Source organism: Leifsonia sp. RCC_180, from assembly GCF_058138205.1.
Genome location: NZ_CP200340.1, coordinates 3,173,629 through 3,193,957, shown reverse-complemented (window position 1 = coordinate 3,193,957; position 20,329 = coordinate 3,173,629). Strand labels below are relative to the sequence as shown.

Sequence of the window (20,329 nt, the reverse complement as noted above, 5' to 3'; positions counted from 1 at the left end):
AGAGCGAACATGGTTCCCTCTCGGCATCAATTGCACCTATGACTCGCCCGACGATGCGATCGGGCCACAGACCGTATTCAACAGCAACTGGCCCGCGACATTTGTTTGGCTCGCAAGCTCAGTCGCGGCCATTTCCGGCATGGTCTTGGTGCTCAAGCCGGCCAGGCAGAGCCGGGCCATCCTCGCCGCCCCCTGAGGGATCAGCTTTTGTGCGCTCGGAACGTTCCCGAGAGCCCGGTTGCCCAATACTAGGTTGATGACAATCGCACCCGGAACGAGCGGGACACCGGACGAATCGCGCGTGGCGGCACCGACATGGCGGGCGGCCATTGCGGCTCTTGCAAACGACGTCCTTCGGGCCGAATACGCGCGCATCATCCTTGCGCAGGAGCCGACGCAGCCTCGTCGGATCTCTCGGCTCGTGCGAGCTGGCCTCGTTGAAATGCGTGACGGGAAGGCCGTGCCGGCTACCGACGGGCTGCGATCGATGCTTGCGGAGCGGCCAGGTGCGCGGCCTAAGCGCGGTGTGGGGCGTTTCCTGCACCCGGACGGATCGATAGACCGGTATCCGTCGCAGCACAGCGAGCGTGTGGAACTGCTTCGCTGTGTCGGCGCTGAGGTGATCCAAGCCGATGAGCAGCTACCCGAGGCCGAGTTGAACGAACGGTTGCGGCGGTTCGACGACGACACCGCGCTCCTTCGCCGATACCTCGTCGACTACGGCGTTCTCGACCGGACCGCGTCCGGGTCTGAGTACCGCCGACACATCACCGATGCCGGGGAGACCCTTCCGCAGTGAGGGATCGGCTTACGGCTACAACTCTCGAGAAGGCTGCCTTCGAACGATCGACTACGTCTCCATCCGGCAGCGGTTCGAACGGATCGTCGGTAAGCAATCGAATTGGGTGATCGGTTCGGCGTAGGCTCCGGCAATGGCTTCGGCTAACGAAATCGCTGATGCGTATTGGGCTGACATCTTCGAGGTCGAAGATGTCGAGGTGTGGCCGGACGGCGTGCACCTAACGTTTGTTGAGAGCGGCTGGCACGGTATCTACATCATGCGCGTCGGCCAGTCGGTGCGATTGCGGGCACCGGGGCGATCGCGCGAGGTAGTCGAAGCACTCGTGCGCGAAGTGTCAGTCGACGGGCTGATGAGTGGTTCGTTCTGGTCGACCGGGCTGGCAGGCCTTCGGCCGAGGGTGTTGGGTCCGGCAGCCCACTTCCTGGCCTGTTCGCTGCTTGACGGGGGTCACAACGCCACCAGCCTGGAACCGTGGCAGGCGTCGTCCTTCGTAGCGGGGCTACCTCGGGACGAGCTGGAGGAGTCCGGGATTTCAAACGAAGGTGCAGTGCTTTTCGGCGCCTCGTTGGATGGACAACTGGCGGCGGTCGCGTCCCTCTCCGAGTGGGCCGGAGAGGCGAGCGATGTGGGTGTTATCACTGACCCCCGCTTTCGCGAAAGAGGGTTGGGGCGGGAAGCGGCCACCGCGGCTATCAACCACGCAGTCTCGCGATGCGGCTTCGCGCGGTGGCGGTCACGCGAGGACAACGTTGGCTCCATCCGGCTCGCACATCGTCTAGGTCTTGCTTTCTATGGCAGCAACCTTGGCATCCGGCTGGGTTGACCGCGGGCATAAATCCGGGGGCGGTAGAGGATCGGCTTGCGGGCGTGGGCGATAGCGGCAGACTTGGTGAATGAGGCGCTCGCTTCGGTCGCGTTGCGTGTTGCGTGTTGCACAGAGTGGCAGTGTCCATAGTGTGACTGGGTGACAGACTTCGACTGGATCGAGAGCACGCGGACTTCGTATGACACGGTGGCTGATAGCTATACAGACTTTGTCGATGCCGCAATCGGCCGCTGGGACCCATTCGTGTGGGCGTTTCTGGACGCCTTTGCGGCCCTGAGCAAGGCGAAGGGCCCGGTTCTCGACGCTGGGTGTGGCCCCGGACGCGTTACGGCCCACTTGAAGGACAAGGGTCTCGACATCAGCGGCATCGATCTGTCCCCACGTCTCATCGAGATCGCCCGAACACATCGCCCAGACATTGACTTCACCGTCGGGTCGATCACTCAGCTTCCGGTCGATGCAGCACACCTTGCCGGCATCATCTGCTGGTGGGTGCTGCACCACGTTCCGGACGACTCCATCGGCTCGGTTATTGGGCAGTTCTTCGAGAAGCTTCAGCCGGGTGGTGTTCTGCTTCTCGGCGGCCACCTCGGTTCGTCGACGCACACCAAGACCGAAGGCTACGGAGGGCACCGGATGAACGTGCACATGGCCAAACGACCGCTGGAAGCCGTCGCCGAAATACTCCAGCAGAACGGCTTCGTGATCGACCTCCAAGCGACACTAGATCCTCGGTCGACAGCCCCATCGCTCGTAGTCCTCGCACGCAAACCGATGTAGAGGTGCTAGGTCGGCGCACGCAGAACGATCCTCAACCGGTCAACGTGTGGGCCGTGAGAGTTCGATACCGGCTTCGAGGAGTTGGGCCCTTCGGCTCGAGAGGGTCCATGAGCGTTCGGCCCATCGTGTTCCGTGGAGTGCGTCACCGCTGTAGAGCAGGTGTCCGTATTGGACGCCGCGGAAGTGGCATACGGCCGCCAGCGGGGCTGCCTCCATTTCGACGGCTACGCAGCCCTCGGCACGTCTTCGGTCCACCCGAGCGCGGGTTTCGCGGAAGTCGGCATCCGTTGTCCAGGTCGCCCCAGCAGTAGCTGGAATACCCGAGGAATCGAGGCCCGCGACCAGCCGGCGGACTTCTTCAGCGTCGAACTCGACACTGCGAGCCGGGGGAAGGTAGTGGAAGGAGGTTCCTTCGTCCCGGAGCGCTGACCGCACCACGAGCACGTCGTCTTTACCGAACGTCTCAGCCAACGACCCGGCACCGCCGATCGCTAGTGCGCGCGCTACACCGCTGGCAATTGCTCGCTCCAGCGAGTGCGCGGCCTGTGGGCCGCCGACGCCAGGATGGAACACCGCGACTTGCCGGTCCGGTGTCGCAAGAATCGGTCGAGCACCCATCTCCGCGCTGAAGCGGCCTATTTCGACCAGCTTGCCGGCACCGATCATTTCGTCAGCTGCATCCGCGAAGAAACAAAGGACCGCTGCAGCAGGGAAATCACCGGTCACACAAAGCGGCTGCGGAGGTAGCACCCCGTCGTCGTCATCGAACTCCTCCAAAGGAAGCATCTTCCGAGGCTAACGTCGGCAGCGTTCGCCCACCATTCAACTCCTCTAGCCGATCCCCAAATGAGACGCCGCTTTCGCCGTGGTCCATCGCGAGACCGATGTCAAATGAGTTACCCCGCTGCCCGGAACCCCGCCGCTCATCGGATGCGGGAACTACCCTCGAGTCTGTGGCTGACGAAGAGGTGCTCTCCGGTGGCAACGCCAGCGGTGAGGTCGTGCGAGTCGGGATGACCGTGCGTAAACCGTGGAGTGCTTCGACGCCGAGCGTGTTCGCGTTCATGACGGCGGTTCGGGATGCGGGCGTGGACGTGCCCGCTGTCTTGGGCCGGGATGAGCACGGTCGGCAGGTCATGGAGTTCGTGCCCGGGCGCCTGGCGATGGATTCGTATCCGCTGAGCCCGCCGGAACTCCACAGGGTGGGAGCGATCGTTCGGGCGATCCACGATGCGAGCGCGAACTTCACACCGGCGCGGGAAGCCACCTGGAGTACGGCCATCCCTGCTCCAGGAGCAGAGATGATCTGTCATAACGACCTGGCCCCGTGGAACCTCATCGTCGGCGAACGGTGGGTGTTCATCGATTGGGACGGAGCAGCGCCGAGTACCAGGCTGTGGGACTTGGCCTATGCCGCCCAATCCTTCACCCTCAACGACCCCACCCAGCCACCAGAGGAAGCCGCTCGCAACCTTGCGAGTTTCGCGGAGGGCTACGGGGCGACAGCCGCGCTTCGCCAGGCCCTCCCCGCGGCGATGCGTCGCAGAGCCGCGGCCATGTACGAATTGCTGCGATCGTCGCACGACATAAGAGTCGAACCGTGGGGGACGATGTTCGCCGACGGCCACGGGGCACATTGGCAGGGCGTGACCCAGTACATCGAGCGCCATCAGAGCACCTGGTCGGACGCGCTTTTCGGTACCTGCTGAGACCGCCACCCTTACTGAGCCTTTATCGCGCCGAGTCGGAGCGCGGCCGTCGACTTGTCCAGGTATTCCGTGGTTCGCGCCTGTTGAGACGGGCATCCGTCGCGGTGTCATGAAAAGGCCCCGGCGGATGCCGGGTGACGACGAAGTCAGGAGCTTTGATGTTGACCAAACGCCTACTGGGGCTCGGCGTCGCGGCGCTGCTCGGCCTCACAGCGGTGACGGCGTCGGCGTTGCCGGCGACGGCCGCACCACGGCCGTCCGCAGCGACCGAGAAGACGTCGCCCGCTTCCCCGACCGCCGTGCTGAGCGCGACACCCTACGCGGGATGGAACACGTATTTCGGGCTGGGCGGGGACTACACGGCGGCGCAGGTGCTCGAGGTCGCCGACCGCCTGAAGTCCAGCGGCCTTGCCAAGGCGGGATACGACATCGTGTGGCTGGACGGCGGCTGGCAGGCCTCCACTCCGCGCGGCGATGATGGCCTGCTGCAGGGCGACCCGGCACGGTTCCCCGACGGGATGGCCGCCCTCGCCGCCGCGATCCACGCCAAGGGATTGAAGGCCGGGATCTACACCGACGCCGGCCCGTACATCCCCGGGTCGTGCGGTCTCGGCAGTTACGGTCACTACCAGACCGACGCCGACACGTTCGCCAAGTGGGGCTATGACGCCGTCAAGGTCGACTTCCTCTGCGGGATCGCCGCGAACCTCGACCCCAAGACCGTCTACACCCAGTTCGCGGACGCGTTGCGGCACAACAGCAGCGGACGGCCGATCATCTTCAATCTCTGCAACCCGGTGACGTCGCCCGACTGGGGCAACTATCCCGAGTCGCAGCAGTCGACCAACACCTGGAGCTACGCTCCCGCTATCGCCCAGTCGTGGCGCACCTACACGGACGTCGGATTCGTGAACTCCATCAAATACAGCGACGTACTGCGCAACTTCGACGCCAATGCGCGTCACCCGGAGGCCGCTGGACCCGGACACTGGAACGACCCTGACTACCTGGGCCCGCAGCTCGGGATGACCGATGAGGAGTTCCGTTCGCAGATGGCCCTGTGGTCGATGTCGGCCGCTCCCCTGGTCGTCGGGAGCGACCCGCGCACCTTCAGCGACGCGACCGTCGCCACACTGACGAACCCCGATCTCCTGGCGATCGACCGGGACCCGCTCGGCAAGCAGGCGGTTCGTGTCGGGCCGGCCGGGACGACGGAGACCTGGACCAAGCCTCTCGCAGACGGGTCCACCGCGGTCGCGCTGGTCAACCGCGGCGATGCGGCGGCGGAGATCGCCACGACCGCCTCCGCCGTCGGCCTCGCGGCCACGCGCGTGGAGGTGAAGGATGCGTGGACCCACGCTGTCAGCGAGAGCAAGGACGCCATCCGCTCCGCGGTTCCGGCCCATGGCGTCTCCGTGCTGATCGTGAGCAAGAGCACGGGGATTCCGCAGAGCCCCCGGGTCGTCGTCGGAGCTCCGACCGTCACGGCGGTGAACGGCACGGCAATCACGCCCACCGGCAACCTGCTCGCTGCCGCGGGCTCGACGCTGGATGTCACGGTCACCGTCCGCAACGACGGCACCACGCCGGTCGCCGCGCCGAAGGCGGCGCTGACCGTCCCGGACGGATGGACGACCGTGTCCACCGGGAAGCAGCCGCTGCTGATCCTCCCCGGACGAACCGCCGATGTGACTTTCACGGTCACCGTCCCGGCGGCGGCAGGCACGGGCTCCTCCGCGATCGGCGCATCCGTCCGCTTCACGGGTCTCCGCGGACAGGTCACGGTGGCCTCGCCGGCCTCGACGGTGACGGTCGCCCCGGCGCCGCCGTCGGGTGCGGACCAGCCGCTGTCGCACCAGCCGTGGATCTCCGCCACCAGTGGATGGATGTCGCCGGCGGTCGACGAGAGCGTCGGGGGCGGCAACCCGATCCGGGTCGCCGGCACCACGTACGCCACCGGACTCGGAGTCGCCAGCCCGTCCGACATCCGGTACTACGTCGGTGGCGTGTGCAGCCGCCTGACCGGGAGCGTCGGCATCGATGACGTCGTGAACAACGTCGGCCCCGATGGGGGAACGGCCACCTTCTCCCTCGTCGCTGACGGCAAGACCGTGTGGGACAGCGGGACCGTCGCCCGGGGCACAGCGGTCCCCTTCGACGTAGACCTCACCGGTGCGCGTGAGCTCGTCCTGCATGTCGGGGACGCCGGCGACGGTGGCTACAACGACCGGGCCGACTGGGTGGCGCCGCTGATCAGCTGCAGCTGAGCCGCAGAGGAGAGCGGGGCGCCGGGGTCACAGACCTCGCGCCCCGCTTGCGCGTTCAGCGGAGGCTGATACCCCACGCGAGCGCCCAGCGCGATGCCGGCGCCATCCACTCGAGGTCGACGCCGGAGTTGAGGGCATCCGGGGGTGCGGTCATCGGCTCGAGCGCAACGGCGACGTGCCCGGGGGCCGTGCCGGGCAGCCGGTCGGTGACGTACACCTGGGCCCAGCGGAAGCGGGCGTCGGCCCACACCTCCGCGGTCCAACCTGTTGACCGATCGGTCAACCGCTGGGTGACGTGACCGTCGGTCGCCTTAAGAGCGGTATAGGCGGCGTGGGCCGGAGCCTCGGTGAGGGGCGTCGGCGTCCGGAGATCGTAGATCGTCCCAGAGACGGCCGCCTGCTCGAGCGGCAGATTGTCGTCGCCGAGCCGCAGCGTCCGCTCGGCGACGACCTGCAGGAGGAGGTCGACCGTCCTCGCCTCTCCCAGCCTCAGGTACGGGTGAACGCCGATCGCGACCGGCGCTGGCCGGTCGCTGCGATTCACGACGACGATGGTCGATGCGACCCCGGTCCGGGTCAGCCGGTAGGAGACGGTGACGGCCAGGTCGAACGGATAGCCCGGCGCGTTGCGCACCATCGTCGTGAGCTGGACCGCGCCGGCCTCCCGCTTCAGGACCGCGAACGGCGTCCTCGAGACCAGGCCGTGCAGGGCATTGCCTGCGTCCGGCTCGGTCACATCCAGCTGCTGAAGGTCGCCGTCGAGCATCCACCGGCCTCCCCGGACTCGGTTCGGCCAGGGGACGAGCACGGCGCCGGAGGACCCGACGGGCCCGTCCGGCGATCCGGCCACCAGTTCGATGCCGTCGACTCGGAGCTGCTGAAGGCTCGCCCCGACGGGCGACACCAGTGCCTCCACGACCCGGCCGCCGAAGCGCTGAAACAGAGGAATGGGTTCAGACGGCGCGGACATGAAGGAGCACGGAGCGGTCCGGATCCAGCGAGGGCGGCTCGACGCCGACCAGTCTCAGAACACGGCCCGAGAGGGTCACCTCGCCCGACATCCACGGCGGCTGCGCCCCCGGCGGTCTCTGTCCCTGCGGGAAGACCGCGGCCACGGTGTACGTCCGCGCATCGTCGAGGCCCGGCAGTCCCACCCGTCCCACCGGCCAGGTCCGCGGCCGCTCCGTGATCGAGAAGGCGTACAGCGCCTCATCCGCTCCCTGGCCGACGACACCCTCGAGCCGGGCTGCGGTCTCGGTGAGGTCGGCGTGGACACTCGTGCCCGTGTGGAGGAGGTCACGATGCTGCTTGTGGAACGCGATCCAGCCGGCGAGGTCGCGCTTGGTCTCCTCATCGGCAGTGAGCAGGTTCAACTCGATCCCGAGGTGACCCCAGATCGCCTTCTCCGCGCGATACGACAGCGGATGCGACCGGTGCGTAGTATGCGACTCCTCGGCCCCGATGTGGGTGCCCTGCAGCTCCGGCGGCACGACGAGGCCCGTCCACCGCTGGATCTCCAGGCGCTCGTGCGGGTCGTTGCAATCGCTCGGCCAGACGCGCTGTGTGCGTTCGAGGACTCCGAGGTCGATCCGCCCGCCGCCGCTCGCGCACGACTCGATCTCGAGCCCAGGATGGAGCCGGCCGAGTTCGTCCATCAGGCGGTAGGCGGCGAGCGTCTGCTGACGCAGCCCGGGGCGGCCCGATGGGGTGTGGCCCGCATCCAGCAGGTACCGGTTGTGGTCCCACTTCACGTACGCGATGCCGACCTCGGCGATGAGGGCGGTCATGCGTTCGAGCACGTACGCGTAGGCCTCCGGATGGCCGAGATCCAGCACGTGCTGATGCCGGGACGGCAGTCCAGGGCCGTGGCCCGCGTCGAAGATCCAGTCGGGATGCTCGGCAGCCAGCCGCGAATCGAGGTTGACCATCTCGGGTTCGAACCAGAGGCCGAAGTCCATGCCCAGCTCGCGGACACGATCGGCCAGCGGTTTCAGGCCGTCCGGCCACCGTTCGGGATCGACGACCCAGTCGCCGAGGGAGCTGGTGTCGTCGCGGCGGCCGAGGAACCACCCGTCGTCCACGACGAAGCGCTCGGCGCCGATGGCGGCGGCCTCCTCCGCGAAGCGGGCGAGCGCATCGGGGTCGTGGTCGAAGTAGACCGCCTCCCAGGTGTTGACCAGCACAGGGCGTGGGCCGGCGGGATGCGCGCTGGACGCCCGAAGGTGCCGGTGGAACCGCCCGGCGAGGTCGTCGAGGCCGTTCCCCCACGAGCCGTACTGCCAGGGCGTGAGGTACTCCTCGCCCTCCGACAGCTCCACCTCGCCCGCGGCGAGACCCTCCACACCGGACAACCGGCGGATGTTCGTCGGACTGCGCTCGGCGGCCAGGGTGTGGTTGCCGCTCCAGGCCAGGTGGGTCGCCCACACGCGGCCCGAGCGGAACCCGAACCCGGGCTCGCCGGCAGCCAGCAGCAGGGTGTGCTCGAGGCCCGGCTTGCCGCCGCGGGAGGCACGCACCCACTCCCCCACGTCGAACGGCCGGCGCTGCGGGACGCGCTCCAGCGACCAGCGACCGGTCAGATCCAGAAGCTCGTCGGCGTCCGCCGGGACCGGCAGGGCGAGTTCGAGCCCGTCGACGCGGAAGATCTCGTCGCGGTCGTTTCGCAGTCGAGCGCGCTGGCGGACCAGGCCGCTCGCGGCGAGGACCTCCAGTTCGAGGGTGAGCGACAGCCCATACGCCTCGTCGCGCGCAGCCATGGTGAGGGCCACGCCGCCGGTGGACGTCCGCAGCTCCGAGGACGTCGTCAGGAACTCCGGCGCCCAACGGCGGCCGTTCGAGTCGCCGGTCAGCCCGGGCCGGCCCAGCCATCCCTCGTGCAGCTGGCCGAGCACGGGCACGGGCTGCGGATACGTGACGGCGCTGTCGCCGACCGCCGGCCGGGCGGTGAGGGCGATGTGCCGCAGCTCCTCCGCGCCGAGATCGCCGAGGTCTTCGCCCCAGTGCAGGATCCGGGGGAGGCGATGCTGATCGAGGAGGACGACGACGCTCGTGCCGCCCGCCCTGAGGTGGAGCTGATCTGTGTCCACGAGCATGTGTTCTATTTCACCGATCCGAGGGCGAGGCCCCCGATGAAGCTGCGCTGGAAGAGCAGGAAGACGATGGTCGAGGGGACGGCTGCCACGACGGTTGCTGCCGCGATGACCGACCAGCTGGAGACGTACTGTCCCTGCAGGGAGAGCACGGCCGCCGTGATCGGCAGCTTCTCCGACGTCTGGAGCAGAGTGATCGACCACAGCAAGTCGTTGAAGACCCAGGTGAACGACAGTGCGCCGAGGGCGGCCAGCGCCGGCCGGGTCAGCGGGAGAATGACCTGCACGAAGATCCGCATGGTGCTGGCGCCGTCGAGGGTCGCCGCCTCCTGCAACTCGTTCGGGATGGTGCGCATGAAGCCGTACAGGACGAACGTGTAGAAACCGATCCCGAAGGCGACCTGCACGGCGATGAGTGCGCCGAGGGTGTCGTACACGTTGAGCTGCTGCGTCAGGCGCGCGACCGGGATGAGCAGCATCTGCACCGGCAGCAGGTTGCCCGCCAGCATCAGCAGCAGGATGGTGCGCCGGAACGGGATACGGAAGCGGCTCAAGCCGAACGCCGCAGCGGCGGAGAGCAGGAGGGTGAGCACGACGGTCGGGATGGTGACGATCATGCTGTTCACAAGCGCCTGGAACAGACCGCCCTGATTCCACGCCTGGACATACGTGGACAGCGTGAAGGTGCGCGGGATGCTGGCAATGCCGTTGGCGGAGATGTCGTCGAAGGTGCGGAACGACGTGATGAGCACCACGAGGATCGGCGCGAACCAGGCCAGGGAGATGAGGATGCCGCTGGTGTGAAAACCGACGGTGGCGGCTGTTCTGCGGCTGCTGCGGCGGCGGACGGCGGTCAGTGCAGGCGCGGCGGCTGTGCGGGTTCGAGAGGCGGTGACGGTCACGATTCCTTCTCCTCGGAGAGTGCTCGCACGAGGTAGGACACGATGACCGCGATCGCGAGGACGAAGATGACCACCGCGATCGCGGAGGCGTATCCGAGCGCACGGGAGCCGAAGGCGGTGGAGAACATGTACGTGCTCAGCAGCTCGGTCGAATGGTACGGCCCGCCGCGGGTCATCGCCCAGACGATGTCGAAGGAACGCAGCGAGTCGATGATCAGCACCGACAGCACGACGAGGTTGACGCTCCGCAACTGCGGCATCGTGACATAACGGAAGCGCTGCCACGCCGAAGCCCCGTCGACACGGGCGGCCTCCTGGACCGCCGGGTCGAGCGCCTTGAGCCCCGCGATGAACAGCACCATCACGTACCCGATCTCGCGCCAGAGAGCCGCGACGATGACGGCGTACAGTGCCGTGCTCGAGTCGCCGAGCCAGACGTGGGTCCAGCTGTGCAGGCCGACTGCGTCGAGGACGTTATTGAGCACGCCGTTGGGCTGGAAGAACGCTCCCCAGATGAGAGCGGTCACGACCAGGGAGAAGACGATGGGGAGGAAGAGGGCGGTGCGGTAGATCCCCACACCACGGCGCTCCGACTGGAACAGGAGCGCGACCCCGAGGCCGGCGACGAATGAGATCCCGCCGAACAGCACGATCCAGATCGCCGTGTTCTTCAGGGCGGTCATGAAGATGGGATCCGAGAACAGGTCGACGTAGTTCTGCACGCCGACCGTTGTGGCCGGCCCCACGCCGTTCCAATGCAGGAACGACAGGCTGATCCCCTGGAACGCCGGCCAGAACACGCCGACCGCCTCGATGAGGAACGGGACGAGGACGAGCGCGAACACGATCGGCGGCGGAATGGAGATCCGCCGCCGACCGCGAACAGAGGTGAGAGTCGTCACGAAGTCGCCCGGATCTTCTTCGCCGCGGCGTCCCAGTCCTTGAGGATCTGGTCGACATTCTCCGGGTGTGCGAAGAAGCTGGTCATCGCCGTATCGGCCGGCGTCTGCTGGGCGTCGCCAGCGTCCCGGTTGTAGAACTGGGTGATCTGCTTGGCCGACTCGAGCATCTCCTTGCCCTGCTTGGACAGCGCATCGAGCTTCAGCGTCGCCTTCGTGTTCGCCGGCAGGTACGTGCCCTGCTGGCTCTTGGCGAGGTCGCTCTGGCCCTCAGGACCCGCGACGTAGTCGAGGAACTTCTTCGTCAAATTCGGCTTGTCGGTCTTCGAACTCGCGATGAATCCATCCGTCGGTCCTTCTTCGGCCACCGGGACCTTCGGGTCGACGATCGGGAACTGGAAGAACGCGAGGTCGCTCTGCTTGTCGGCGGGAACCGACGGCTGAGCCCAGGCGCCGAGCAGGTACATGGCGACCTTGCCCTGCGAGAAATCGCTCATCGCCTGGTTCTGGGTGGTTCCGAGCACCGCAGGATCGAAGTACGGGAGCACCTGCTTGAGATCGGCGAACACCTTCTTCACCTCAGGGCTGTCGTACTTCTCCTTGCCCGAGAGCAGCTTCAGGTGGAAGTCGGCGCCGTTGATGCGGAGGTCGAGGTAGTCGAACCACGCCGACGCGAGCCAGGCGTTGTCGCTCAGGCCCGCCGTGAGCGGGGTGACGCCCTGGCTCTTGATCTTCTCGGAAGCCGCCAGGAACTCATCCCACGTCTTCGGCGGCGTGATGCCGAGCTTCTCGAAGTCGCTCTTGAAGTAGTAGACGCCCCACCAGTAGTAGCCGGTCGGAACGAACACCTCCTTGCCGGAGGAGTCCTGGCTGAGGCTCTTCAGTGCGTCGGGGAAGTCGCCTCCGCTGTTCTTCCAGACGCTCGAGAGGTCGAGCAGCTGGTTCTGATCGGCGAAGTCGCGCGTGGCCTGACCCGCGTACCAGGTGTAGACGTCCGGCGGGTTCTTCGCGGTCAGGTACGACGGCAGCTGCTGGTTGAAGGTGTTAGTCGGGATGGTGTTCACCTTGACCTGGCCCTCCCCCTTGGCGTTGAAGTTCTTGACCAGCTGATCGAGCCCGCCCTTTTCGGCGTCGGTGAAACGAGACTGGAGGATGAGCGGGCCAGATGCGTCCGGGCCGCTCTTGGTCTGCTGCGCTTCCCCGGACGTGGCGACACATCCCGCGAGGAGCGCGGTGGCGGCGACGGTGCTGCCGAGCGCCGCCAGCCATCGGGTGGTCTTTCGGGTCATCTTCGACTCCATTTCGTGAGTGAACGCTAGGGACGCTCGGCCGAAGGACGATCTTAGGGCCGAACGTGATCCACGGTATGTCGCCGCGGTGAGCCGCCGTAGCAGAAACCGGCGATGTATCTGGACATTCCGATGGTCATGGCCCACAATCGTCGGGTGCTCATCCCCGACGGCTTCCCGGGCCAGCGAATGCTGGTCCTCCCCCGCCCCCGCGTGCGCGAATTCCTCAACCAGCCCGGAACAGCCCGACTTGTCGTGACCGACTGCGGATATTTCCCGCGCGCGGATTCGCACGGTCGCCGCCGGACCGTCCCGATCGGCCAGACCGTCGTGATGGCGTGCGTGGACGGATCCGGCTGGTGCGAGACCGAAGCTGGACGATTCCCCGTGCAGCACGGTCAGGTCGTCGTGCTTCCCGCACGTCAGCCGCACGCCTACGGTGCCGACGCCCACGATCCATGGACGTTGTGGTGGTTCCATGCCGCCAGCCCCGAGGTGGAGGCGTTCCTGGCGTCCGCGGGCATGTCCGGCGACAACCCCGTCCGCCGGCCACGCGACCTCTACCCGATCGTGTCCCTCATGTCAGAGGTGCTCTCGTGGATGGAGCGCGACACGACCAACACGAGCCTGAACGCAGCCGCAGGCGCAGCGTGGCACGCACTGACGCTGCTCGCGTCCGAACGATCGCGATCCGACGACGCCGGCGACGTGATCGAGCACGCCACCGAGTACCTGCGCGCCCACATCGCCGACCGGGTCACCGTTCCGGAGCTGGCGGCGATGGCCAGCCTCAGCGCATCGCATTTCAGCGCCCTCTTCAAGCGCCACGTCGGCTACCCGGTACTGCAGTATCAGACGATGTTGCGCATGAGCCGCGCCCGCGAACTCCTGGACACCACCTCCGCGACGGTCGCGGCGATCGCCGCGGAGGTGGGATACCCGGACTCGTTCTACTTCGCACGTCAGTTCAAGAAGGTGCACGGCATGACCGCGCGGGAGTACCGCGATCAGCACAAGGGCTGATCAGGCGGCGAACGCTGCCTCGGCTTCGCGCAACAGACTGCGGGCCAGGGTGTTCGCCGGATCGCGTGCCTCCAGGCCGCTCAGGAGCGACCGGGCAGTGGTCCGGTCGCCGGCGAGGAGGGCGAGTTCGGCATCCATCAGGGTGACCAGCTCGCGGTGGGTCTGCTCGATGTCCTCCCGGAAGATCAGCATGCTCGGGAGCGAGGTCGCGAAGTAGTCGATGCTGACGCGTGCACCCCGTCTCTCCTCGACGTAGGCGGCCAGTTCGGAGGTGAGCCGTTCCACCCGCTGTGTGTCCCCGAGCCGCTGGGCGGCCAGCACCGAGAAGTAGGTCATCGGCGAATGCGGGACAGCGGTCATCGTCGTGAAATCTCCGACACTGTGCGCCGCCTCCTGCCAGGCCGCCTCGGCCTCTGCGCGGTTCCCCGCCTCCTGGTTCGCGTCGCCGTACGCGAGCAGCAGGTCGGACCGGTTCGCGAGGGGATGCGGCGCCTCGCCGAGCGTCACCGGCACCTCCAGCGCCGAGGCCAGCGCGTCGACGGCGCCTTGGGGGTCGCCGAGCGACAGCGCCTGAGCGGCCACCGCCCGCTGTGCAAGCGTCCACACCCGGATCGCCTCCCCCTCGCCACCCTCCCAGGGGCTGAACCGCCGGGAGGCGAGCACGGCGACCGCTTCATCGTGCCTCCCGGTGAGGACCAGCAGCTCCGCGTACGCGAGAGCGAGGTCGTCGCGTTCCGCGATGAGCTGTGCGGCGTCGGCAAGCTGATCCAGTCGCTGTTGCGGTGGGACGCCCACCCTGCGCGCCAGTTGGTCCGCTTCGTACCGCAGCTTCGCATCCCCGGGCGCGACCTCGACAGCACGCAGGTACAGCGCTGTCGCCTTCTCGGGGGCCCCTTCGACGTTGTACGCGGCCAGACCGAGGCCGCGAAGCGCGACCGCGTCATTCGGATCCCCCGCGACCGCCGCTTCGAGGTGACGGATCGCGTCCGCGTACCTGCGGTGGAAATACAGCCAGTGACCGAGGAGGGCGTGCGCGCGTGGATCGCCGGTGGCGGCGATGCGGCGCTCGAGCAGGGCCGCATCCCCTAGGCCGCCGGCGAAGCACCCGGCGACTGTGACCTCGCGCGCGCTCTGCAGGGCGATCGCGGACTCGGCCGAGCGGCCCAGCTTCTCCAGGATCTCGACGCGGCTGTAGTGGATGAGCGGGAGCGGGTTTCCGGCGCCCGGGACAGGACGTTCGGTGGCGGCCACGACCGCGGCGTCGAGTATTCGCAGCGCATCCTCCGCCCGTCCGAGCGATCCGTACTCGGCGGCGAGATCCCGGAGCGTCTGGGGGTCCGTCGCGGTCTGCGCCCCGGCGAGATCGTTCAGCCAGGCGTCCAGGGGATCCAGCGCCCGGGCGGCGCCGAGCACCACCTCCGCCTCCGAGGAGCGTCCGAGCTCCCGCAGCGCGATCGCTCGCACGGCTGCGAGCTGGAGGTTGTCTGCATCCAGGCGTGCGGCATCCTCTGCCAGGCGCAGAGCGTCGGCCCAGCGCCCGGCCCGGGCGGCGATCCGAGCACGGGCGAGGCCCGATGGCGCGCGCCATGCATAATTCCAGGCTGCCTTGGCGAACGCGGCGTCCGCATGCCGATCGCGTCCCTGCTCGGTCAGCACGAGCCCCAGCAGATACGACGCCTCGCCGTCGGCCGGGTTCGGGTTCCTTCGCGTCTGGCGCTGCAGAGCGGCACGGAGGTGTGCTTCCGTCTCGCCGAGGCGTCCGGCGCCGAAACGGGCCGACGCCAGCGCCACGTGCGAGCGGGAGTCGCCGGGGTCACGTCGAAGAGCCTCCTCCCAGTACGGCTCCGGCGAGCGCGTCGCATGACGGTACTGGGCGAGGTGCACTCCGGTCAGGTACAGCTCGTCGATGGAGTCGATCTCTGCAGGCGCCGGCGGCTCGGTCGCCGTCTCCACGCCCTCGGGGGCGGCATCGCGGAAGCGGGTCGTGGCACGGAGCAGCTCCACACCGCCGGCGGACGCGACCAGTTCCAGATCGCCCTCCGTTTCCACGGTGACCGTCGCACGCGCCGGACGGCCGGGAGCCACAGCGACCCGACGCTGCCACAGCACCCTCCCGGCTTCGTCGAGAAGTGCAAGGTCGAGCTCTTCGCGCACGGTCGTGACAGCGACGCCCACGTTCACCGTGCGGGTTCCCGCGTCGTCGCGAGCGATGAGACTGAGCGCCACGTCGGTCGAGGCTTGAGTGAGGGGGCCGATGTCGTGGTACGGGAACCAGTACTGACTGAAGGTCTTGGTCTCCCCAGGCGCCAGGTAGGAGAAGTCGGGCTGGTTGTCGGTGTAGACACCGGCCATGAGCTCCACGTAGGCGCTGCGGTCGTCGCTGAGGTTGGCATCCCAGGCCCAGCCGAACGGCGAGTTGCCCCAGGTCCACTGCTTCTTGCCCGGTGCGATGTGATGGTCGGCGACGTGGGCGAAGCCGAGAGCCGTCGAGTGGTCGTACCCGCCGAAGAAGTCGTCCTCGCTGGCGACGCACATGTACGACGTGGGCACGGGGATGTTGCGGTACCAGTCCAGCCGGTCGGCGTCGACGGCGACGAACGCCGGGTCGTCTCGATCCGCCCGCGCCGGGTAGTCGATTCCGTAGTAGGGACGGTCGGCAGCGGGGAATGCCGTCACCGCGCGCTTCGCATGGTCGGCGACCATGTGCACGTCCGCCGGGAAGAAGGACTGGTACTGGTCGTGCACGCGGACGGCGACGTTCGCCCACCAGAGGAACGTCTGGGTGAGAGCGGTGCGATTGAACAGCCGCACCCGCGCTTCCAGCACCGCGCTGCCCGGCCGCAGTCGGATACCGTGCATGCCTTTCATTCGCGCGAACGGGTCATGGTCGGAGCACCAGACCGTCACGGATCCGTCGTCCTCCCGTTCGATCGTCCAGTCCATGGGGAGGAACGTGCCCGGCCTGTGGTGCTGCGGCCAGTTGAACTCGATGCCGCCCGAGATCCACGGACCCGCGAGCCCCACCAGCGCAGGCTTGATGACGTCGTTCCGGTAGAAGAAGTCCTGGCCGGTGGTCTTGTCGACCGCGATGTGCACGCGGCCCCCGAGCTCCGGCAGGATCACCAGACGCAGGTACTCGTTCTCCAGATGGACCGCCTGCCAGGAGCGCATCCTCGCCTCATGGCTCACCGACTCGATGAAGGGCAGCGGGTAGACCCGTCCCGACGAGCCTTGATACACCCGGGACTCCAGGAAAGCAGGCAGCCGCCCCGGCTCCCCCGGCTCGTAGGTGGGGACATCGACGGGCTCGCTCCACGCAGCGACGGCGGCGTCCCGCTGATCCGCCGGCACAGGAGGGAGCGGGAAACGGGGCTGAGATTGCGACATAAGCAGGACCCTATGGGGGCCGTGCCGTCGGGAGAATATGCGTTCCCACGCATCACCTGGACAATCCTCTGGTGAGTCCCCTTCGGCGTCAGCGGGAGAAGTCGATGGATGCGGGACGCTCGCCCGCGATGCCCGGAAGCCGCGTGTCGGTGAGCTCCTCGGCGAGGTGCCACAGCGGCTCGCGCACGCCCTCGCGTCTGGCGCTCCTGGGCAGCCGTGCGATCCGCTTCGTCGGCCCGACCAGCCCGAGTCGTGAGGGACCGTAGTAGGCGCCCTGCTGCGCGGCGGGGTCCGCCGCGGCGAACAGCAGCGGCTCGGCGCCCTGCTCCACGCCCTGGGAAGGCAACAGCGTGCGGCGGACGGGCGGCCGGTCGCGACCGTCGAGGTTGCGTCCGGAGGTCTGGAGGTTCGTGCGGGTGTAGCCGGGATGCGCGACCGTGCTGCGAAGGCTCCAACCGCGCTCTGTGGAGATCTCCGCGAGCGTGGTCGCGAAGAGGAGGTCGGCCAGCTTCGACTGCGCGTACGCCCTGCCGGCGCTGTAGCTTGTGCTCCATTGGGGATCATCGAACCGGATGCGCCCGAAGTTCGCGGTGCCGCTCGACATGGTGGCGACGCGCGGTGACTCGGCCTCCAGGAGCACCGGGAGCAGCAGCAGCGTCAGCGCGAAGGGGCCGAGGAAGTTGGTGCCGAACTGGAGCTCGAACCCGTCCGACGTCGTGATGCGCGTAGGCGGGATCATCACGCCGGCGTTGTTCACGAGGGTGTCGAGCCGGTCGATGCTGCGGGCGAACGCTCGGACGCTGGACAGGTCGGCGAGGTCGAGCTGACGCACCTCGACGACGGCGGACGGATGGCGCGCGACAATCTCCGCCCGGGCCTTCTCGCCCTTTTCGATGCTGCGGACGGCCAGGACGACCTCTGCACCCGCGGCAGCGAGCCGCTCAGCCGCCTCGCCGCCGGTGCCGCTGTTCGCGCCCGTCACGACGATGCGTCGACCGGACTGATCGGGAACTGTGTACATGACGTCCTCCGTTATAATAGACCATCGGTCTCTTTAGATCGAAAGTAACAGACTGACGGTCTTTAAGCGAGGTGCGCATGACATCCACAGGCTTCTCCCGAGCTCGCAGCGAGGAGCAGCGCGCCGCTCGGGCCACGGCGATCCTCGCGACCGCCGACCAGATGCTCTCGGAGATGCGGGTCGCCGACATCACCCTGAACGAACTCGCGCGCCGGGTCGGACTCGCCAAGTCCAATGTGCTGCGCTACTTCCCGTCGCGAGAGGCCGTGCTGCTCCAGCTCCTCGACCGGGAGACCCGCGGCTGGCTGGAGGACGTCGAAGCGCGTCTGGAGTCGCCGTCGCACCAGCAGCTTCCCGAGGCGATCGCTGCGGCCGCCTCGGCCCGGCCCGTTTTCTGCGACCTCGTCGCCAGCTCCGCCGGGGTCCTGGAACACAACGTCTCGGGCGACGTGGCCGCGGAGCACAAGCGCGCATCCCTCGAAACGAGCGACCGACTGGCGAGGCTCGCCGGCTTCGACGGTCTCGACTCCCGCGCCGGCCTGCTCTTCGTCGCCTCGGTCATGCTCAGTATCGGCGGAGTGTGGGCCACCTCCCAGCCCAGCGAGGGGATGAGCGCCGCCTACGCCGAACATCCCGAGTTCCGCCCCTTCCGGGTGGACTTCGAGACGGCTCTGCGTGAACTCGTCGCCACCGCGCTGGCCGGGATCCGCGCGCGCGGACTCTGACGCCGCCTCAGCCGCCCAACGACCCGGTCAGCCGGGCGTGGAAGAGCGCGCTGTGCTCGTTCAGCCCGGTGAGTTCCACGGTGGCGCCGTGAGCAGCGTACTTGGTCTGGATCGCGTCGAGGGACGCAACGCTTGACGCGTCCCAGACGTGCGAGTCGCGCAGATCGATGACCACCCTGTCCGGATCGTCGGCGTAGGAGAACTGCTCCACCAGGTCATTACTGGAGGCGAAGAACAGCGGCCCGAGCACGCGGTAGTGAGCCACCTGGCCGTCCTCGGACAACTCGCGGGTGACGGTGACGACGTGGGCGATCCTCCGCGCGAAGAAGACCAGTGCGAGCAGAATGCCCACACCGACACCAGTCGCCAGATTGTTCGTAGCGACCACAACCGCAACGGTCACGAGCATCACCGCGGTCTCCGGCACCGGCATCCGCCTCAGGGTGGAGGGTCTCACGCTGTGCCAGTCCACGGTGCGCAAGGCGACGACCATCATCACCGCGGCGAGGGCGGCCATTGGGATCGCGGCCATCACCGGCGACAGGACGGCCACCAGCAGCAGCAGGAAGAGGCCGGCCACGACGGTCGACACGCGCGTTCGGGCGCGGCCGATCTGGACGTTGACGATCGTCTGCCCGATCATCGCGCATCCCGCGACACCGCCCCAGAAGCCCGCGAGGATATTCGCCACGCCCAGCCCCCAGGATTCGCGCCCCTTCCTGGACCGGCTGTCGGTGAGCTCGTCCACGAGCTTGGCGGTGAGGAGGCTCTCCAGCAGTCCGACCACGGCGGCCGCGAACGCCGTCGGCGCGATGATCTGCAGGGTCTCCAGGTCGAAGGGGACGGTCCAGGGAGTGAGTCCCGGCAGCCCCCCGCTGACCGAACCCTCGTCGCCGACCGTCGGCACATGCAGCCCGAGGAGGAGCGCGGCGGCCGTCACGACCACGATGGCGACCAGGGGCGCGGGGACCGCCTTGGTCATCCGGGGCAGGAATACAACGATCAGGATGGTGACGACGAACAGCGGATACACCTGCCACGGCACATCCACGATGTGCTGGACCTGCGCCACGAAGATGAGCACGCCGAGCGCGTTGACGAATCCGATCATCACCGATCGCGGGATGTATCGCACCAGGCGCGCGAGCCCTGCCGCCCCGAACGCGATCTGGATGAGGCCGGTGAGCAGCACTGCCGGCAGCACGTAGCCGGTGCCGTGCGCCTGCACCATCGGGGCGAGCACGAGGGCGACGGAGCCGGCCGCCGCCGAGACCATCGCCGGGCGACCGCCGAGGAACGACATCACCACCGCCAGCACCACCGAGGAGATGAGCGCCACATCCGGGCCGACTCCGGAGATGATCGAGAACGAGATCACTTCGGGGATCAGCGCGAGGGTGGTCACCATCCCCGCGAGGACCTCGGTCGTCAGCAGGCGCGGGCGTCGCAGCACCGCCAGCACGGGAACGTGCCCATCGGCCAGGCGGAAATCGGTCGACTCGGGGGCAGTGGGAGCGGCGGGCATCAGCACGTGCGCCGACGGCCGCGGGCGACCGCGCGGCAGTCCTTTCGGCAGCGGGAGACGACGCCCAGTCAGCGCCTGTACCAGC

16 protein-coding genes are annotated in these 20,329 nt (G+C 67.8%); 7 read left to right on the top strand and 9 right to left on the bottom strand.

Annotation, left to right across the window (positions count from 1 at the left end):
- Positions 1 to 256: 256 nt before the first annotated feature.
- The 3 genes from AB7E03_RS15775 to AB7E03_RS15765 all read left to right on the top strand — a co-directional run bounded on the left by AB7E03_RS15775 (position 257) and on the right by AB7E03_RS15765 (position 2,408).
- Entirely contained in the window at positions 257 to 799 is a 543-nt protein-coding gene (locus tag AB7E03_RS15775; RefSeq protein ID WP_489942283.1) for a DUF2087 domain-containing protein, read from the top strand.
- A gap of 133 nt (positions 800 to 932) precedes the next feature.
- Entirely contained in the window at positions 933 to 1,625 is a 693-nt protein-coding gene (locus tag AB7E03_RS15770) for a GNAT family N-acetyltransferase (RefSeq protein ID WP_489942282.1), read from the top strand.
- A gap of 141 nt (positions 1,626 to 1,766) precedes the next feature.
- Positions 1,767 to 2,408, top strand: a complete 642-nt coding sequence (locus tag AB7E03_RS15765) for a class I SAM-dependent methyltransferase (RefSeq protein ID WP_489942281.1) — start codon at positions 1,767 to 1,769, stop codon at positions 2,406 to 2,408.
- A gap of 39 nt (positions 2,409 to 2,447) precedes the next feature.
- Here the strand turns inward: AB7E03_RS15765 and AB7E03_RS15760 are convergent, their stop codons facing one another.
- Entirely contained in the window at positions 2,448 to 3,194 is a 747-nt protein-coding gene (locus AB7E03_RS15760) for a nucleoside phosphorylase (protein WP_489942280.1), read from the bottom strand.
- A gap of 167 nt (positions 3,195 to 3,361) precedes the next feature.
- On the opposite strand from AB7E03_RS15760, the gene AB7E03_RS15755 reads away from it, so the two are divergent.
- Complete coding sequence (locus AB7E03_RS15755; protein WP_489942279.1) at positions 3,362 to 4,117, top strand: phosphotransferase; 756 nt, start codon at positions 3,362 to 3,364, stop codon at positions 4,115 to 4,117.
- Between the two features lie 158 nt (positions 4,118 to 4,275).
- Entirely contained in the window at positions 4,276 to 6,384 is a 2,109-nt protein-coding gene (locus AB7E03_RS15750; RefSeq protein WP_489942278.1) for an NPCBM/NEW2 domain-containing protein, read from the top strand.
- A 55-nt stretch (positions 6,385 to 6,439) separates the two neighbouring features.
- On the opposite strand, the gene AB7E03_RS15745 is transcribed toward AB7E03_RS15750, so the two are convergent.
- Genes AB7E03_RS15745 through AB7E03_RS15725 form a run of 5 tightly spaced genes read right to left on the bottom strand, consistent with a single transcriptional unit; the run spans position 6,440 to position 12,563 of the window.
- The gene (locus AB7E03_RS15745) at positions 6,440 to 7,288 is read right to left on the bottom strand and encodes an aldose epimerase family protein (protein WP_489942277.1); all 849 of its coding nucleotides are present in this window, start codon (positions 7,286 to 7,288) and stop codon (positions 6,440 to 6,442) included.
- 49 nt (positions 7,289 to 7,337) lie between these two features.
- Positions 7,338 to 9,476, bottom strand: a complete 2,139-nt coding sequence (locus AB7E03_RS15740) for an alpha-galactosidase (RefSeq protein WP_489942276.1) — start codon at positions 9,474 to 9,476, stop codon at positions 7,338 to 7,340.
- A gap of 5 nt (positions 9,477 to 9,481) precedes the next feature.
- Complete coding sequence (locus AB7E03_RS15735; RefSeq protein ID WP_489942275.1) at positions 9,482 to 10,375, bottom strand: carbohydrate ABC transporter permease; 894 nt, start codon at positions 10,373 to 10,375, stop codon at positions 9,482 to 9,484.
- Complete coding sequence (locus AB7E03_RS15730) at positions 10,372 to 11,277, bottom strand: carbohydrate ABC transporter permease (protein WP_489942274.1); 906 nt, start codon at positions 11,275 to 11,277, stop codon at positions 10,372 to 10,374. The genes AB7E03_RS15735 and AB7E03_RS15730 overlap by 4 nt, the downstream gene beginning before the upstream one ends.
- Positions 11,274 to 12,563 carry an ABC transporter substrate-binding protein gene (locus AB7E03_RS15725; RefSeq protein ID WP_489942273.1) on the bottom strand — a complete coding sequence of 430 codons (1,290 nt, stop codon included), beginning with the start codon at positions 12,561 to 12,563 and terminating at the stop codon, positions 11,274 to 11,276. Before AB7E03_RS15725 ends, AB7E03_RS15730 begins: the two co-directional genes overlap by 4 nt.
- A gap of 114 nt (positions 12,564 to 12,677) precedes the next feature.
- Here AB7E03_RS15725 and AB7E03_RS15720 point away from each other — a divergent pair, with 114 nt between their 5' ends.
- Complete coding sequence (locus tag AB7E03_RS15720; RefSeq protein WP_489942272.1) at positions 12,678 to 13,586, top strand: AraC family transcriptional regulator; 909 nt, start codon at positions 12,678 to 12,680, stop codon at positions 13,584 to 13,586.
- Here AB7E03_RS15720 and AB7E03_RS15715 read toward each other — a convergent pair whose 3' ends face one another.
- Both AB7E03_RS15715 and AB7E03_RS15710 read right to left on the bottom strand, forming a co-directional pair.
- Positions 13,587 to 16,973: a DUF5107 domain-containing protein gene (locus AB7E03_RS15715; RefSeq protein WP_489942271.1), complete on the bottom strand. Its 3,387-nt coding sequence runs from the start codon at positions 16,971 to 16,973 to the stop codon at positions 13,587 to 13,589.
- A gap of 88 nt (positions 16,974 to 17,061) precedes the next feature.
- The gene (locus AB7E03_RS15710; protein WP_489942270.1) at positions 17,062 to 17,994 is read right to left on the bottom strand and encodes an SDR family oxidoreductase; all 933 of its coding nucleotides are present in this window, start codon (positions 17,992 to 17,994) and stop codon (positions 17,062 to 17,064) included.
- A gap of 77 nt (positions 17,995 to 18,071) precedes the next feature.
- On the opposite strand from AB7E03_RS15710, the gene AB7E03_RS15705 reads away from it, so the two are divergent.
- On the top strand, positions 18,072 to 18,719 hold the full coding sequence (locus AB7E03_RS15705) for a TetR/AcrR family transcriptional regulator (RefSeq protein ID WP_489942269.1): 648 nt from the start codon (positions 18,072 to 18,074) through the stop codon (positions 18,717 to 18,719).
- Between the two features lie 7 nt (positions 18,720 to 18,726).
- On the opposite strand, the gene AB7E03_RS15700 is transcribed toward AB7E03_RS15705, so the two are convergent.
- Positions 18,727 to 20,244, bottom strand: coding sequence for a SulP family inorganic anion transporter (locus AB7E03_RS15700; RefSeq protein ID WP_489942268.1), 1,518 nt, complete (start codon positions 20,242 to 20,244; stop codon positions 18,727 to 18,729).
- Positions 20,245 to 20,329: the final 85 nt, after the last annotated feature.